Origin of the sequence: Pseudoalteromonas sp. 5Ae-yellow, assembly GCF_014077565.1 — a bacterium.
Lineage (GTDB): Bacteria > Pseudomonadota > Gammaproteobacteria > Enterobacterales > Alteromonadaceae > Pseudoalteromonas.
The window spans coordinates 1-15,155 of the sequence record NZ_JACGWD010000089.1; the positions used below are offsets into that span (position 1 = coordinate 1).

The 15,155-nt window shown below is 39.7% G+C and carries 17 protein-coding genes; 8 read left to right on the forward strand and 9 right to left on the reverse strand.

Annotated elements, in window-relative coordinates:
* Positions 1 to 177 precede the first annotated feature (177 nt).
* Positions 178 to 795 carry a transcriptional repressor LexA gene (gene lexA, locus H4J63_RS17790; RefSeq protein ID WP_007584941.1) on the reverse strand — a complete coding sequence of 206 codons (618 nt, stop codon included), beginning with the start codon at positions 793 to 795 and terminating at the stop codon, positions 178 to 180.
* A gap of 167 nt (positions 796 to 962) precedes the next feature.
* Here lexA and H4J63_RS17795 point away from each other — a divergent pair, with 167 nt between their 5' ends.
* The gene (locus H4J63_RS17795) at positions 963 to 1,403 is read left to right on the forward strand and encodes a PaaI family thioesterase (protein WP_007584940.1); all 441 of its coding nucleotides are present in this window, start codon (positions 963 to 965) and stop codon (positions 1,401 to 1,403) included.
* Here H4J63_RS17795 and H4J63_RS17800 read toward each other — a convergent pair whose 3' ends face one another.
* Positions 1,404 to 1,784: a hypothetical protein gene (locus H4J63_RS17800; protein ID WP_008138697.1), complete on the reverse strand. Its 381-nt coding sequence runs from the start codon at positions 1,782 to 1,784 to the stop codon at positions 1,404 to 1,406.
* Positions 1,785 to 2,097: 313 nt separating this feature from the next.
* Here H4J63_RS17800 and H4J63_RS17805 point away from each other — a divergent pair, with 313 nt between their 5' ends.
* Positions 2,098 to 2,823, forward strand: coding sequence for a membrane protein (locus H4J63_RS17805; protein WP_024605012.1), 726 nt, complete (start codon positions 2,098 to 2,100; stop codon positions 2,821 to 2,823).
* 75 nt (positions 2,824 to 2,898) lie between these two features.
* Here H4J63_RS17805 and H4J63_RS17810 read toward each other — a convergent pair whose 3' ends face one another.
* Both H4J63_RS17810 and H4J63_RS17815 read right to left on the reverse strand, forming a co-directional pair.
* Positions 2,899 to 3,219 carry a chaperone modulator CbpM gene (locus tag H4J63_RS17810; RefSeq protein WP_007584937.1) on the reverse strand — a complete coding sequence of 107 codons (321 nt, stop codon included), beginning with the start codon at positions 3,217 to 3,219 and terminating at the stop codon, positions 2,899 to 2,901.
* Complete coding sequence (locus H4J63_RS17815; protein WP_033012758.1) at positions 3,219 to 4,187, reverse strand: DnaJ C-terminal domain-containing protein; 969 nt, start codon at positions 4,185 to 4,187, stop codon at positions 3,219 to 3,221. Before H4J63_RS17815 ends, H4J63_RS17810 begins: the two co-directional genes overlap by 1 nt.
* Before the next feature lie 231 nt (positions 4,188 to 4,418).
* On the opposite strand from H4J63_RS17815, the gene H4J63_RS17820 reads away from it, so the two are divergent.
* From H4J63_RS17820 to H4J63_RS17830, 3 genes are all read left to right on the forward strand, one after another.
* The gene (locus tag H4J63_RS17820; RefSeq protein WP_029751761.1) at positions 4,419 to 5,072 is read left to right on the forward strand and encodes an endonuclease; all 654 of its coding nucleotides are present in this window, start codon (positions 4,419 to 4,421) and stop codon (positions 5,070 to 5,072) included.
* A gap of 99 nt (positions 5,073 to 5,171) precedes the next feature.
* Positions 5,172 to 6,791 (forward strand): S41 family peptidase, encoded by a 1,620-nt coding sequence (locus H4J63_RS17825; RefSeq protein WP_182197787.1) that lies wholly within the window; start codon positions 5,172 to 5,174, stop codon positions 6,789 to 6,791.
* The gene (locus H4J63_RS17830) at positions 6,791 to 7,162 is read left to right on the forward strand and encodes a hypothetical protein (RefSeq protein WP_024605009.1); all 372 of its coding nucleotides are present in this window, start codon (positions 6,791 to 6,793) and stop codon (positions 7,160 to 7,162) included. The genes H4J63_RS17825 and H4J63_RS17830 overlap by 1 nt, the downstream gene beginning before the upstream one ends.
* Positions 7,163 to 7,233: 71 nt before the next feature.
* On the opposite strand, the gene hmpA is transcribed toward H4J63_RS17830, so the two are convergent.
* Together hmpA and H4J63_RS17840 are read right to left on the reverse strand one after the other, a co-directional pair.
* Entirely contained in the window at positions 7,234 to 8,415 is a 1,182-nt protein-coding gene (hmpA, locus tag H4J63_RS17835; RefSeq protein ID WP_024605008.1) for an NO-inducible flavohemoprotein, read from the reverse strand.
* Positions 8,416 to 8,435: 20 nt separating this feature from the next.
* A complete protein-coding gene (locus H4J63_RS17840; RefSeq protein WP_182197789.1) occupies positions 8,436 to 9,668 on the reverse strand; it encodes an NnrS family protein in 1,233 nt (410 codons plus the stop codon).
* 279 nt (positions 9,669 to 9,947) lie between these two features.
* Between H4J63_RS17840 and norR the strand changes: the two genes are divergently transcribed.
* The gene (norR, locus tag H4J63_RS17845; RefSeq protein WP_182197791.1) at positions 9,948 to 11,504 is read left to right on the forward strand and encodes a nitric oxide reductase transcriptional regulator NorR; all 1,557 of its coding nucleotides are present in this window, start codon (positions 9,948 to 9,950) and stop codon (positions 11,502 to 11,504) included.
* 32 nt (positions 11,505 to 11,536) lie between these two features.
* Here norR and H4J63_RS17850 read toward each other — a convergent pair whose 3' ends face one another.
* Complete coding sequence (locus tag H4J63_RS17850) at positions 11,537 to 12,436, reverse strand: LysR family transcriptional regulator (RefSeq protein WP_182197793.1); 900 nt, start codon at positions 12,434 to 12,436, stop codon at positions 11,537 to 11,539.
* Between the two features lie 119 nt (positions 12,437 to 12,555).
* Here H4J63_RS17850 and H4J63_RS17855 point away from each other — a divergent pair, with 119 nt between their 5' ends.
* Positions 12,556 to 13,122, forward strand: coding sequence for an NADPH-dependent FMN reductase (locus tag H4J63_RS17855; RefSeq protein WP_182197794.1), 567 nt, complete (start codon positions 12,556 to 12,558; stop codon positions 13,120 to 13,122).
* Positions 13,123 to 13,139: 17 nt separating this feature from the next.
* Here the strand turns inward: H4J63_RS17855 and H4J63_RS17860 are convergent, their stop codons facing one another.
* Positions 13,140 to 13,580, reverse strand: a complete 441-nt coding sequence (locus H4J63_RS17860) for a TerB family tellurite resistance protein (RefSeq protein ID WP_024599626.1) — start codon at positions 13,578 to 13,580, stop codon at positions 13,140 to 13,142.
* Positions 13,581 to 13,679: 99 nt separating this feature from the next.
* Here H4J63_RS17860 and H4J63_RS17865 point away from each other — a divergent pair, with 99 nt between their 5' ends.
* Positions 13,680 to 14,060, forward strand: a complete 381-nt coding sequence (locus tag H4J63_RS17865) for a hypothetical protein (RefSeq protein WP_076925808.1) — start codon at positions 13,680 to 13,682, stop codon at positions 14,058 to 14,060.
* Positions 14,061 to 14,062: 2 nt separating this feature from the next.
* Here the strand turns inward: H4J63_RS17865 and H4J63_RS17870 are convergent, their stop codons facing one another.
* Positions 14,063 to 14,656 (reverse strand): hypothetical protein, encoded by a 594-nt coding sequence (locus H4J63_RS17870; protein ID WP_076925807.1) that lies wholly within the window; start codon positions 14,654 to 14,656, stop codon positions 14,063 to 14,065.
* Positions 14,657 to 15,155: the final 499 nt, after the last annotated feature.

Below are 15,155 nucleotides of genomic sequence, written 5' to 3' on the forward strand. Positions count from 1 at the left end.
AACGGCTAATATTACCGGAGAAAAGAAAGCGAAAAGCTTATCCGCGAACGGTGCTCGCAAAGACACAAAAATATCCAGTTAGGTATAAACGAAAAAACACCACTCGTTCTTAAACGAGTGGTGTTAACTAATTAGTACGCATTTATAAAACTGCTTGTTTAAAAGCTATTTTTAAAGTCACATCCAATCAGCGTTTCTTATAACGCCAACGGCTAAGCCTTCAATATTAAAAGACTCATTCTCAAGATCTACTTCAATAGATTCAAAATCGTCGTTTTCAGCATGAAGTAATACTTTACGACCCGCTTTCTCAAGACGTTTTACAGTTACGTCTTCGTCTAGGCGGGCAACAACAACTTGCCCGTTTTCAGCGGTTTGAGTACGATGTACAGCAAGTAAATCACCATCCATAATACCAATATCTTTCATGCTCATACCGTTAACGCGTAGTAAAAAATCTGCAGCCGGTTTAAACATTAATGGATCGATTTTGCAGTGACTTTCAACGTGCTCTTGCGCCAAAATAGGTGAACCAGCAGCAACACGCCCTATAAGCGGTAAACCTAATTGTTCTGGCTCTTCTTCTTCAATTAACTGAATACCACGGCTTGCACCTGGTTTCATTTTAATTGCGCCTTTTTTAGCAAGTGCTTTTAAATGTTCTTCAGCAGCATTGGCACTTTTAAAACCTAATGTTTGCGCTATTTCTGCACGTGTAGGAGGCATACCAGTGTCTTTAATAAAAACTTTAATTAGTTCGAGTATTTGAGCTTGGCGGTTCGTTAATGGTCGCATACAACTGGTTTTCCATACAGTACATTTAACTGTGAGTATATACAGTTAAATAAAAATCGCAAATTTAAATTAAGCCTTAAAATAGCCAAAGTAATTTCACTTGTGTACATTTTAGGGGTATAACTAAAGCTAGGTTTATAAATGATTAAAAAAGCAAAGGAGTCATTATGAGTATTTGGTACCAGCCCATCACTTTAGAGCTGTGCAAGCAGTTAGAACAAGGCATTGATGGCCAAGGAACATTAATGAAAACCATGGGAATAGAAGTCACTGAAATTGGTGATGATTACTTAGTAGCCACTATGCCGGCAATTCCTGAGCATCATAACCCAATGGGAATGGTTCACGGCGGTGCTAACGTTGTACTTGCCGAAACAGTTGCCAGCTATGCAGCTAACTTTGTTGTCGATTTTACAAAATTTTACTGCGTGGGCCAGGAAATTAGCGCAAGTCATTTAAAAGCATCTCGCAACGGCACTTTAACAGCAACGGCAAGAGCGTTTCATATTGGCAAACGTAGTTCAGTGTGGGAAATAAAAATTACAAATAGCCGCAATGAGCTGTGCTGCGTATCAAAAATGACCGCAGCAGTTGTAGAGCGAAGGTAGTTACTTTTCGATTGGGTAAATTGTAATTTCCATACCCGCACCAATCGCAGATATACGTAGTAATGTATCTGCATCTAAGGCTTGATTAAAGCACTTAGGGGAAGTGCCTGATTCAAAACCAATATCAAACGTTCTACGTGAACAGCTTAACCATTGCTTTAGCGCGTTACGCGAACACGATTCAATAAGCTCACATATATGGTTTATTGCTTTGTCAGGCGTGTTTACTACACCTGTTGCTTCAATACGCGCTAATTGACGGTATTCGTCTTTGTCATAATGTAAAATCGTCGCGACTTTTTTCAAGTCTGCCACTAGCAAACTAATATCTTGCTTTGATTCAAGCTCAAGATCTACATTTAAAAATTGAATTTCCGACATCGTTTCGTATTTATCCTCTAATAATTTCATTGCAAACTTTAACGCAGTTTTACCGTTATACCAAATCAACTATGCTCTATTAACCACTTTATATAGATATTTCGCAGCTTTTAAGTATTTTTTAGCGTTTAAAGCTAGCTGGATATCAAACACTCAGCTCAATTAAACAAATAAGTCATGTTAGCAATTTAAGTGTAATCTTTTTTATTTTTAAATGATTACAGTAAGCTATAGTTTAAACTGCGACAAAATGTCGCAGTAACTAATCCCATTAATGTAATAAACTAGCCTCTAAAAATAATAAGACTAAAACATGAATAAAAAAATATTTAAGTATGCTCGCAAGTTACATAAATGGCTCGGTTATTTGCTCACATTACAAATTTTAGCTTGGCTATTAGGTGGTTTAGTAATGAGCGCTATCCCTCTTGATAAAGTTCATGGGGAGCATCTTGCAACACGTACTCTTAATAACCCATTTACGCAGGCTGATTATGTTGCCTCCCTTGACGATATTGCATCTCAGGTGGTTAATCCAACACAAATAATTTTTGAGAACTTTTTAACCACACCTATAATTACAGTAATAAATAAAGATGAACAGCAAAGCTTTAACGGTATAACAGGCCGGCCTTTTGAGCCGCCAACTAAAATACAAATTACCGCAAATGCTAAAGCACACTTACTTATTGATGCTCAAGTAACAAGCGCTGTACTGCTAAAGCAAGGTATGCGAGAAGTTGGATATAAAACCAATGTTTGGCAGGTACAATTTGACGACACATTTAACACAACACTGTATTTGTCAGAAAATAACGGCAAAGTTATCACCGTTCGCAGCACACTATGGCGAATTTTCGACTTTTTTTGGATGTTACATATTATGGATTACGATGAGCGAGAGGATTTTAATAATCCGCTGCTTATTAGTTTTGCAGCAACCAGCGTACTTTTTTGCCTAAGTGGAATATTACTACTTATGCAAAACATACGACTAAAACGATTTATCCGAATTAAAAGTAAGAATAAATCAAAGTAGTCATATTGATTTTTAAGAACTAGCGCACTCTCACCAAAGAGTAAATAAGCCCTAGGAAGTACCCAAGGGCAGATTTTATTCCAAGTGTTTAAATCGACTCAAATGTCGCTTTAACATTTCATTTTCGAAAATCAACTCATCACGCTCATCCAGCAATTGTAGAACTAAAGCTATTGCCGACCAATCTAACGAAAAGTCATGTTGAATACGGGCCGCTTTTTTAACTAAGGTCACTGCAGATACCGTAAATTGCCACTGCGTAACATGCTTCCCCTCAATTGGAACCGCAATATTGTGCTCAACTAGCTCATATAAAATTGCTTCGCTAATATCACTACTCAAACATAGCTCTTTGCTAGTAAGTAAATCATCTTTTTGTGTCACGATAATTTGCATTATGGCTTGCTCCAGTTATTACGGGGATCAAAGTGAGCTTTTTCGGCTAATTCTTCCCAAAGTTTTTTACTGGTATCATCAACAGATGTTGGATTAACAATTTTAAGCACAGCAAATAAATCACCTTTGGCTTTTTTACTCATTAATCCCTTACCTTTAATACGCAAGCGTTGACCAGACTGACTATTAGATGGAATAGTTAATTGGATTTTGCCTGCCAACGTAGGTAAATTTATTTTTGTACCAAGAGCCGCTTCCCATGGTGCAAGAGGGACGACTATATTTAGGTTATGACCTTCAACATCAAATAATGGGTGGGGCACTAAACTAATTTGTAAGTACAAATCGCCATTTTGCCCGTTCGCTGACCCTAATCCGCCTTGCCCTTTTAGTCGAATTCGTTCGCCATTTACTGAACCTGCGGGAATTTTCACTTTAAGTGATTTTTTAATTTCAGAGACACGACCACTACTATCTCGCTGCGGTAATATAAACTCAACAGGCTTAACGGTATCAACTAAAGTCTCTTCAAGAAAAATCGGGAACTCTATTTCCACATCTTGTCCTTTTTGCGCGCGAGCGGCGTTACTTCTGCCCTGCCCGGAACGATTGAATCCACCGGCGCCGCCAAACATTGAATTAACAAAATCAGAAAACTCTTGATCGGTTTGAGGATCGCTTTGCTGATAATTACTTTGCGATGAAGCATTGTTACCACCATAATTACCTTGCTGTTGACGAGCACGATTTTGTTGATGACGGCGTAACTCGTCGTATTTAGTGCGTTCTTCTTTGTTATGAATGACTTCGTAAGCTTCTGCTATTTCTTTAAACTTATCTTCTGCTTGAGGCTCTTTGCTTACATCTGGGTGATATTTTCTGGCTAACTTTTTATAAGCTACTTTAACTGCTTTATCGTCTGCGTCAGGCGATATTCCAAGCACTGCATAATAATCAACAAATTTCATTTGCAATCCAAATCCCCATATTGAGTAAGCTTTAAGCATACTCCTTAACGTATAATCTTGTGTGATTAAAATACGATAAATAGTAAGAAATAAATGAATAGTGAAAATAACTTTGAATAAAAAATTAATCGGACACTTTTTAGTAATATAAGTGCAGGCCTTAAGTTAACTTTATCTTTTATCTTCAAGGCTTTAAACTGCCTGTTCCTGTAGTTCACATTTGTGATGGATATGACTCGATTTATTCTGGCCTTACTGGCTTGTTGTGTGTGTTTTTCGGTATCTGCCGAACAATTTACCCGTTTTTCAACGGCTAAAAGACATTTAATTAAAACCCTCCCTGACAACGCCAAAAGTATTTACTGCGGTTGTGATATTAAAAAAGAAGGCAAAAAACTCATTCCTGATCCTTCTAACTGTGGTTACATTCCTCGAAATACACTTACCCGCTCAGGCAAAGTAAATGTGCGAGCACTACGCATTGAGTGGGAACATATTGTTCCGGCGTGGGAATTTGGTCATCAGCTACAATGTTGGCAAGATGGCGGACGTAAAAACTGCCGTAAAGTAAGTGCTAAATTTAGAAAAATGGAAGCTGATATAAATAACTTAGCGCCAGCTATTGGCGAAATTAATGCCGATCGCTCTAATTATCGTTTTGGCATGCTTAGCGAAAACGCCACACAGTATGGTCGCTGCGAAGTAAAAGTAAACTTTAAGCAACGTGTAGTTGAACCGCCTGTCTATGCACGTAAACGTATAGCCGACACTTACGCTTACATGCAAAAAACATACGGTTTAAAAGTCTCTGATAAACAGCAAAAGTTATTTAATGCATGGCAAAAGCAAGCATTCGCAGATACAAGTAGTGCGAGCAAGCTCTAAGCTTTAACACTCATTTACATAAATCAAAGCTATAAATGTTGAATAAATGAGCGAGTGTTGTAATATTTTAAACAACTTATTTACAGAAAGTCCTTAACTATGTTTAAAAATAATAAAACCTCGCTAGCCATTTTTGCAGCACTTTCGGGCTTTGCTTTAACGGGTTGTGGCGGCGGTAGCGGCATCGACTCTGCTCCTGTAATTACTACGCCTATCGTCACAACACCTGTTAGTAGCAGTCCAACATGGACTGCGGGTGTATTTGAACCCTCTAACGATTTAAAAAACTTTTGCGAAACCCCGCGTACGGGTAACGATCCCTTTAATAACAACGAGCCTTACCCAGATCAAGCAGGTTCTGCCCTTTACGAAAAACTCTGGCTTCGCTCTTGGAGCGACGAAACCTACCTTTGGTATGATGAGATTGCCGATAACGATCCTGAAAGCTTTGGCACAGTAGCCGATTACTTCGCTCAATTAAAAACAGAGCAGCTTACCGACTCAGGGGCAAAAAAAGATAACTTTCATTTTTCAGAACCTACTGAAGATTACTTTCAAGAAGCGCAATCGGGCGTTACTTCTGGTTACGGTATAAATTGGGCGTTTATTGGCGATACAGCCGACCGTATTTTACGCGTCGCTTATCTTGAAGATGACTCGCCCGCAAGCCAAATAGGCTTTCAACGTGGTGATACTGTACTTTCAGTTGACGGTGTTAGCATTAATACTAATACAGAGTCGGGTGTAGATACGCTTAACGAAGGTTTATTTAGCCCAACTAACGGCGATTCACATACTATTGTTGTACGCAGTAACGATGGCGCCGAAAAAACATTTAATGTAACCGCTGGTAATATTGAGCAAACACCAGTTCAAAATGTTAAAACGATTCCGACTGCAAATGGTTCAAGCGTGGGTTACATGCAATTTAATAGCCATATAAGCATTGCCCAAGAAGGGCTTATTGACGCGGTAAATAAGTTTAAAACCGATGGTATTGATGAGCTTGTAATCGACTTTAGATATAACGGCGGCGGCTTATTGGCGCTATCAGCTCAATTGGCTTATATGGTTGCCGGTAATGCCAACGTTAATAACCGCTTTTATTATCAAACCCAACAAAACGATAAACAACCCGTTGATTCGCCTTTTCCATTTATTGATGAAGAAATAGATTACTCTACTTTTTTTAGCACAGGTGAAAACCTACCTGATTTAAACCTATCAAAGGTTTATGTATTAAGCACATCAGGCACCTGTTCGGCATCAGAAGCTTTTATTAATGGTTTAAAGGGTATAGACGCAGAAGTTATTTTAATTGGTGACACGACCTGCGGTAAGCCCTATGGCTTTACCCCAACCCATAACTGCGCAACAACCTATTATACTATTCAGTTTAGTGGGGTAAATAGCAAAGGATTTGGCGAATACGCTGCGGGTTTTACACCAACCCCTACGCCACAATTTGATGCTGATGTTCAAGGTTGTGAAATTGAAGACGACTTTGATCATCAGTTAGGCGACAGTGACGAGGCCGTTTTAGCCACCGCATTATTTCATGTTGAAAATGGCAGTTGCCCAATTAGAACGGCTGCTGCAAAAGCAGAGCCAGCTAATTTTTCAAGCTCTCGTGAATCTCTCATTCCTTTAAATATGCCTGAGCAATTTACCCAGCGTAATATGGACTTAACTTGGCCAACACTGAGTGAGGAAAGGTAATGGCTAAATTAGTACTCCCATTAGCTACCTTATTCGCTTTAGGTGGATGCCAAAGTGTAAATAGTGATCCCGCTAAACCCGCTATATTAACGAGCGTTAATCCTAGCGTTATTGCAACACTACAACAGGCAATTCAACAAGCTAAGGGAGGCGCATTAGTAACACTTTCCGATTCCGTATTTACTAAACGTAGCGAACTGCTAATTGATCATGCAATGAGTAAAGGGTCTGATGGCAGAGTAATTATGGGCGCGCATAATATAAAATCTGAGAAGTTTATTTTGCAACTACGTAATAACCAATGCGAGCTTTACTATCCTAAAAAAGAGCTTACTACAGTACTTGAAGGTGTGACCTGTAAAGAGTTATAAGGCACTTTATTAGCGTTTATAAAAAGGCGCGCAGCACATCGCTGTACGCCTTTTTCTATTTTAAAGCGTTATTACAAGTCTTCATGCGGACCAAACACTTCATAATGAATCTGCTCGTTTTTAACACCTAGTTCAAGTAACTGCTTTTTTATAAATGCCATAAAACCGGCAGGACCACATAAGTAAAAGTCGCCATTACTCAATGGTAGCTGTGCTTGTACTGCATTTAGGTTCATTAACCCAGTAAAGTCAGCGCCCTCTGTCGCTTGGTTAAACCACGTTATTGTTTTCAAGTGGTTATTCTGCGCTGTTAGATCATATAAATATTTTGAAAACGAATGTTGCTGAGTATTTTCGCAAGCATGTAAATACATAATCTCTTGATTAGAATTGTCACTTAATAACGTTTCAAGCATAGCCAGCATTGGCGTTTGCCCAACACCTGCTGAAATGAGAACCACTGGACTTGTGTTATTGCGTAAAAAGAAGTCTCCTGCCGGCGGGTATAACTCAACAATAGTGCCTTGCTCTAATGAGTGTAAATAATTAGACACCATGCCAGGCTTTGGCTGTAGCTCTTTTTTAACACTAATACGGTAGTTTTTAGCGTTACTTTTTTGTGAAATAGAATACTGGCGAATTTCTTCATATTCAGCGCCCTCTGGCTTAACTTTAATACCTAAATACTGCCCTGGTTTATGTGTAATAACAGCTTCGCCATCAACTGGCGTAAGTGTAAAACTCGTTACTAGTTCTGATTCGGCCTGTTTGTTGGTTATTTCAAATTGGCGAGTTCCCGCCCAACCACCGTGTTTATTTTTACTGTGCTCATACAAAGCAGCTTCTTCGGTTATACAAATATCAGCAAGTACGCCGTAAGCTTCGCGCCAAGCGTATTCAACATCGGGAGTAAATTGCTCAGGAAGAAGCTCTTTAAGCGTACCAATTAAGTGTGCACCTACAATAGGGTAATGCTCAGGTAAAATATTCAAGCTTGTATGCTTATGATTAATACGTGTTAGCGCTTCTTTTAATACGGCTAAATTATCAATATTTTGTGCATACGCAGCCAATGCATTAAAAAGTGCAAATTGCTGACGACCTGTATCTTGATTCGCCATATTAAAAATATTTTTAAGCTCAGGATTATGGCTAAATAAACGCTTATAAAAATGATCGGTAACAACCGTACCCGCCTGCGCTAATAACGGAACTGTGCTTTTTACAATCTCAATGGTTTTATCAGATAACATATGTGTTTCCTATGGATGAACTAACCACGACGCCCATCAACACGACGCCGCGTTAATATAGGTGTGCAGTGAATTAAAAATAATGAAAAAGCCACTAACCACAGCAAAGCACTTATTTGCCAAGCAAGGTGAGGCCCAATAATAAAAGGGAGTAATGAACGAGTAATAGCGGCCACAAGCAAAAACGCAAAAGCAACAGCCATGTAATGAGGAATAGCGAGTGTACGCCCTGTATGACCATGTGATACACGCGTCATCATTGCTAAAATCATCATACCTATTGTGCCAATAGTGATTAAGTGCAGCGCATCTTTAAATTGTATTGCACTGCTATAAAAGCTAAATGCAACCATCATTAACCCTACGCCTAACGCTAAGTAGGAAAAATGTAAAGACCATAACAACGGCACTCTCAATACCTTGCTATCCCACCAACAACCAGCCCTAAGCAGGTGAAGCGCAGCAACAGTTGCAACAACTAACGCAGGATTAATCGTGTTCAAAAACAACTTGTTGATGAAAAACAAAGTGATCGCCAAAATAGATAAATACATCACCGCTTTATCTATTTTAGGAGTGCGAACTTGTGCGGCTAAACCTAGACCTTTAGCGGTAAAAAATGGTAAAACGCGGCCCGCAACAATGCCAACTAGTAAAGTAATTACCAGTACTGCGGTATCAACCACACCAAGTGCAAGCTGCATGTTTTGTTGTAAAACAAGTATTAAATACAATACATTGAGTCCACAAAGCACAGCTAAAATAGCTAAAAACGGATAGTTACTCTTGCTATTGGCTTTTAATAACATATTAGCCAACGCGGTTATGGCGCCTAACCACCAAATAACTTGTAATGTAAGTGCAGCATATAAATTAAAATGAGCAATATCTGGCAGTACTAGAAAAAATACTAAGCGCGCTGCAAGCCATATAAACGTAAGCCACATAAGAGCTTTGCCACTTATGCTCGGCACGCCTGTCCACGTTTGTGCTGCGGTAAGTAAAAAGCCAACAGCTACAACTCCTGCAAAGCCAAACAGCATTTCGTGCGCGTGCCATAATGTCGCAGGTATCGATAAGTGCCAACTTGCATGGCCTGTTAAAATAAGTAGCCAATACCCCACTGACAAAAATGCCAATAAGCCACCGCCTAAAAAGAAAGGCCTAAAAGCTAGCATCCATAACGGCCATTGAGATACTTGATGAATAGCAACGCGTGCTGGCATTGGCTCAGTTAAGTTTATAGGGCGCATTATTTTATTTCCTGCCCTACACCATACTGAGCAAAAAAGTATTCAGCGCACGCTAGTGCCTCATGCAGTGAACTAAACTGTGTTTGATTATTTAAATTATTCAGCATTAGTGTGTTCATGGCGATCTCTGTAACTAACTACGTTACTTAGCTATTACACATACTGTGCCAACAAGTTTAATTAATTAAATTCAACAAGTTAAATTAAATCACTTTACAGTGTGAGTCTTTATGACCTACTATAAATTAACTCATAAAAACACAAATAGGTCATTTTGACGTGAACCAGCAATTCAACCTTACACAAGTTGCTCTAGAGCTTGCTCAAAGTACACTACACGAGCATAGCTTTGATCAATTACTAGCAACGGTTGAGCGGGTTATTCCAAGTGATGCAAGTGCGTTATTAGTGCTTCAGGGCGAACAATTAAAACCACTGGCAATTAAAGGATTAATGCCCGACAGTTTAGGCAGACGATTTAAAATAGTAGAACACCCTCGCCTAGAAGCTATTTGCAAAAGCACACTCGCGCTTCAATTTGCGCACGACTGCCCACTACCTGATCCATACGACGGATTGCTATTAGCTAAAACCGGCGACATACCGGTACATGCATGTTTAGGTTTACCTCTTTATGATAAAAACGCGCTACTTGGCGTACTTACGTTTGATAGCCTTAACGCCAATGCATTTAACAGCATAAGCGCTGATACACTCAATACCCTACAAACGCTGTGTAGTGCGCACTTTAAAACAGCTTTAGAGCTTGCCCATTACAAACAGCATGCACAGCACTCAAGTGCATTAGTACAAGAACTAAATCGTGAAGCGTTAACACGGGACGGCGGTGAAATTATTGGTCAAAGTCCGCTAATGCAAACACTTAAAAACGAAATTAAACTCGTTGCAGCATCTAACTTTAGCGTGCTGATATTAGGTGAAACAGGGGTAGGAAAAGAACTTGTTGCGCGTAATATTCACTTAAATTCAGCTCGAAAAGATCAACCGCTTATTCACTTAAATTGTGCATCGCTTCCCGAAAACCTCGCTGAAAGTGAATTTTTTGGTCATGCGAAAGGGGCTTTTACAGGCGCACAAAATTCGCGCCAAGGTAAATTTCAATTAGCTGATGGCGGCACGTTATTTTTAGATGAAATAGGCGAACTGCCCCTGCCCATGCAAAGTAAACTATTACGAGTGCTACAAAGTGGCGAAATACAAACGGTAGGAGAAGACACGCCAAAGTACGTAGATGTACGCGTCGTTGCTGCAACCAACAGAAATTTAAAAGAAGAAGTAGCTCAAGGTCGCTTTAGAGCCGATTTATACCATCGCCTCAGTGTCTACCCTATTACTGTGCCACCACTTAGTGAACGCGAGCACGACATAACACTCTTAGCTGGTTATTTTATCGAGCAAACAGCCCGTAAATTAGGGATAAAACAATTAAAACTAAGCCCTGAAGCGCAAGTATTGCTTAATCAGTACAACTGGCCAGGTAACGTGCGCGAGCTTGAACACGTCATTAGCCGCAGCGCCCTTAAAGCAAAACAAAGCCAATGGCAAAATCCAATAATAACCATTACAAGCGAGCACTGTGACTTAACACCGAGTGCGCCGCAAAACTCTCTAGTAGCAAGCCAAAGTACAACCAACACCTTAATCAACCAACCTTTAAAGCAAGCTGTAGAATCGTTGCAATACAACGTAATTACCGAGCAACTAAAGAAGCATAACTACAACTGGTCAGCAGCAGCAAGAGTGCTTGAATTAGATAGAGCAAACTTAGTACGCTTGGCTAAACGCCTAGGGATAGAAGTAAAAAAAACACTATAATCATTTAAAATACAGCTAAAACGCTGCTAAAACTATTGATTAGCAGCTAACTTACTAAAGTGTATTTTTAACAACCCTGCAAAAGCTTGTACTTTAGCAGTACGATGCACTAAGTGATGCGTGACTAACCATACATCGGTAGGCCAGCTTAACTCACTGTGCAATATAGGCACTAAATCAGGATATTGCGCCGCTACGTCATGTTGTAATCCGCCAATGCCTAGCCCTTTAATGATTGCACGAGTCGCTTCTGCAGTTTCAGATACTCGCAGCTTTATTTGCGATGCAGGAATGTGCTCATCAGCCCATGCAAAATAAGGCACGCGGGCATTAAAACCTGCCACGCCCGATACAAAGTTATGTTGTTGTAAATCACTTAATAATTTAGGCATACCGTATTTATTAATGTAACGTTTATTAGCGTATAAACCCGATGAAAGCTGCGCCAAATGCTGAGCAATATAATCGCCTTCATCAGGTCTTGGGCCTGCACGCACTGCAATATGTGCTTGTCCGTGATCGAGTCTTAATCTTTTTTGTTCTAAAATAACCTCAAGCTGCACTTGTGGATGTAGCGACTGAAATTGCTCACATACATCACCAAGTACATCCATAAAACCACTTACCGTCGTTAGTAATAAACTCCCTCTAAGGGTGCTATCGGCTGCTGCTATATCGTTATGTAACTGCTCTAAGGAGCTATGGATAGTTTGTGCTGTTGAAAATAACTTGGTGCCAATTTCAGTAACCTTGTAACCACGGGCATGGCGATGAAAAAGGCGTGCATTTAAGTTTTTTTCAAGATTATTAATTCTCCTAAGTACTGTGCTGTGGTGTACATTAAGCTCTTCTGCTGCCGCCGTTAACGTGCCTAATCGTGCTACTTCAAACGCTACTTTAACGTCTTGCCAATCTTCAAATTTTATCGCCATGCTACTTATCTTATACTTATGTGCATTTACGCACACAAGTGTTGCGTTTATTGGGGTTTTCTACAAGCAAAATTTTGCTACATTAGCGTTGTAAGTTTAAACACTAAAAGGTCACTAGCATGTCAGCACCAAAAATTATCGCCCTAGCAGGAAGTCTTCGACAAGAAAGCTTTAATCAAAAAATTATTAATGAGGCAGCACGTTTTGCTCTACAAACAGGTGCTGAAGTAGAAGTAATAAAACTAAACGAATTAAACATCCCACTATTTAACGAAGATATTGAAGCGCAAGGTACACCAAGCGATGTACAGCTTTTAAAAGACAAACTACGTGCAGCTGACGGTATTTTACTAGCAAGCCCAGAGTACAACGGATCTATAACTGCAGCACTTAAAAATGCGATTGATTGGGCATCGCGCACGGAACAAGGTGCTGTTCCTGCTTTTCGCAATAAAGTAGTGGCGCTGTTTTCAGCATCACCAGGTGGACTTGGTGGGTTGCGCGGTTTAAATCATGTACGAGATATATTAAGTGGTATTGGATCGTTAGTGCTTGCCGATCAACTTGCAGTACCCGCTGTACACACATTGTTTGATGAAAGTGGGCAAATTAATGAACCTGTTACAGCTGAAAAAGTATCAGCACTTGCTCATCAGTTAGTAAGCGTTGCAAGTAAGTTAAAATAACTTGCACGCCTAAATAATTACTTTGTCGCCGCGATTTTTGCGGCGATAAAATCGGTATGCGTTACATATAAAAGCCCCGCTACTTTACGTATTACGTAGTCCTCCTGAGGATCTATTTCTCCATCAGCATAAGCCAAGCGCCATAGCAGTTCTATTATTTCAATGCGCTGAACTGCACTACAATGCTCATTAATTTGTTTTGAAAACTGAAAGTAGTCAATAGCACCATCTAAACTACTTGCTGCGTTATTAGTAAGCTCTTCAACTTCTGCATCTGTTAAATTAAAGTATTTTTTTAAGGTTACAGTCAGGGTTCGTTGTTCATCATGGTCAAGCTTAGTATCAGCACGCATAACCTCAATAAGCAATGCAGCGACCGCTGTTTTTAAATCATGCTGCTCTATACTAGGTTCCTGATCATCGAATACAGCAAAAAGCTGCTTTATTTGTTTGAACATCACATTATCCCTTTTTGGGTGTTAGACTAATACGTAAAGAAATCGATCTTATTACTCTTATTAATGGGTATAAAGTTCGCAAATTAAAGGATACATTTTATGAAAGGAATAAATACACCACGCTTATTTATAGGCGCTACACTGGTGGCTCTTTCGAGTGCAAATACTGCACTTGCCGAAAAAGCCGAAACAGAGAAGCTCTACGACTTTGACAACAAAGTGCATTACTACCAAACAAAAATTGGCGAAGACAACTATAAAATAGAAATCCAGTCAGACGATTACAAACACTTTACCAATCAAAGTGTATTTTTATTACGCCATGCTGACCGTCTATGTCGTGGCAACACCTTTATGTTGAAAATACTTGAAGGCGTGCAAGAGTACGAGCGCTTTCCAACAAAACCACGTGCTTATCAACCAGATTTAAGTGTTTTACTACAATGCGAAACTAAAGAAGATACAAACAAGGGTAAGTAACCTTAGTCTTTATAACCCCAAGGTGCTGATGGTGGAGTAATCGGTTTCGTTAAATCAAAATCCACCTTAAACTCACGTCCTTGGCGAATTAATCGATAAGTAAATACTTCTGGGTAAATATACATTTGCCATGTATTACCTACAGACTGTGCAATGCCTTCTTTTACGAATAACTCTTTAGAGTATTGATCTGCTGGAAACGACTGCATTTGCGCAAACCCTGCATCAAGCGTATGGCCACCATACATAGTTGATGCGTCGTCTGTTCCATCTTTATGACGATGATCGTGCTTTAAACTCAAGCCACTACCCGTTTTAGTTATGATCCACGTACGTGATGCATCGTCTCCTACATGAAACGGTACTTGTAACTCAGTCTCGCTACATTTACGTACATGCATAACCAGCTTTTTATCTGTAAATGAGCTTGGCCCCTTCGCGTTATCTACCGCTACTTCACCTTCAAAAGCTTTACCGCAATGCGCTGCAATACTATTAAAAAAGGCATCATGAGTAGGGATAGACACTAAAGGTGCAGGGCGTGAAAAAGCTGTCGATGAAGCAAGTATTAGAGTTGCTGCAGTTAATAATTTCATATTTTTCTCGTTATAGTTATTTTAAAACACCTGTAATAGTACAGCTTTCTTTAGTGCTTTATTAGAAGTATCTCTACCTAATTAAATATGCAATTCAGTTGAGTGTTTAATAGATAATTAAATGAACCATAATAACTCACGCATGATTTTCTGCAGACGTAAAAAAGCCCGACTCTTTCGAATCGGGCTTTCTACAATGTGAAGTAGGTACGCTACGCAGTAGAATGTCGTAGTGCCTACAGCGGTGGAGAGTCACCTAGCAAATGCTACATACTTATCGGCGTGCAGAGATATTGAGGGCTTTTGGTGTGATTCTAGCGTCGGAAGTCGCTTCGCTCGCCCTACGTGATAGGTGTTGATGTGAGTGTTAACTGCGCGTATTTTACTTTTCTGCAGACGTAAAAAAGCCCGACTATTTCTAGTCGGGCTCTCTACAATTTGAAGCCTGGTAATGTCCTACTTTCACATAGCAAATGCTACACTATCATCGGCGCTGTTT

What these genes read in the sequence shown, in the direction of transcription:
- H4J63_RS17850 (WP_182197793.1), bottom strand. Translation starts at nt 12,436, where the DNA reads ATGGCGATAAAATTTGAAGATTGGCAAGACGTTAAAGTAGCGTTTGAA.
- hmpA (WP_024605008.1), bottom strand. Translation starts at nt 8,415, where the DNA reads ATGTTATCTGATAAAACCATTGAGATTGTAAAAAGCACAGTTCCGTTA.
- H4J63_RS17820 (WP_029751761.1), top strand. Translation starts at nt 4,419, where the DNA reads ATGACTCGATTTATTCTGGCCTTACTGGCTTGTTGTGTGTGTTTTTCG.
- H4J63_RS17860 (WP_024599626.1), bottom strand. Translation starts at nt 13,580, where the DNA reads ATGTTCAAACAAATAAAGCAGCTTTTTGCTGTATTCGATGATCAGGAA.
- H4J63_RS17830 (WP_024605009.1), top strand. Translation starts at nt 6,791, where the DNA reads ATGGCTAAATTAGTACTCCCATTAGCTACCTTATTCGCTTTAGGTGGA.
- H4J63_RS17840 (WP_182197789.1), bottom strand. Translation starts at nt 9,668, where the DNA reads ATGCGCCCTATAAACTTAACTGAGCCAATGCCAGCACGCGTTGCTATT.
- H4J63_RS17855 (WP_182197794.1), top strand. Translation starts at nt 12,556, where the DNA reads ATGTCAGCACCAAAAATTATCGCCCTAGCAGGAAGTCTTCGACAAGAA.
- H4J63_RS17870 (WP_076925807.1), bottom strand. Translation starts at nt 14,656, where the DNA reads ATGAAATTATTAACTGCAGCAACTCTAATACTTGCTTCATCGACAGCT.
- H4J63_RS17815 (WP_033012758.1), bottom strand. Translation starts at nt 4,187, where the DNA reads ATGAAATTTGTTGATTATTATGCAGTGCTTGGAATATCGCCTGACGCA.
- lexA (WP_007584941.1), bottom strand. Translation starts at nt 795, where the DNA reads ATGCGACCATTAACGAACCGCCAAGCTCAAATACTCGAACTAATTAAA.
- H4J63_RS17865 (WP_076925808.1), top strand. Translation starts at nt 13,680, where the DNA reads ATGAAAGGAATAAATACACCACGCTTATTTATAGGCGCTACACTGGTG.
- H4J63_RS17795 (WP_007584940.1), top strand. Translation starts at nt 963, where the DNA reads ATGAGTATTTGGTACCAGCCCATCACTTTAGAGCTGTGCAAGCAGTTA.
- H4J63_RS17825 (WP_182197787.1), top strand. Translation starts at nt 5,172, where the DNA reads ATGTTTAAAAATAATAAAACCTCGCTAGCCATTTTTGCAGCACTTTCG.
- H4J63_RS17805 (WP_024605012.1), top strand. Translation starts at nt 2,098, where the DNA reads ATGAATAAAAAAATATTTAAGTATGCTCGCAAGTTACATAAATGGCTC.
- H4J63_RS17800 (WP_008138697.1), bottom strand. Translation starts at nt 1,784, where the DNA reads ATGTCGGAAATTCAATTTTTAAATGTAGATCTTGAGCTTGAATCAAAG.
- H4J63_RS17810 (WP_007584937.1), bottom strand. Translation starts at nt 3,219, where the DNA reads ATGCAAATTATCGTGACACAAAAAGATGATTTACTTACTAGCAAAGAG.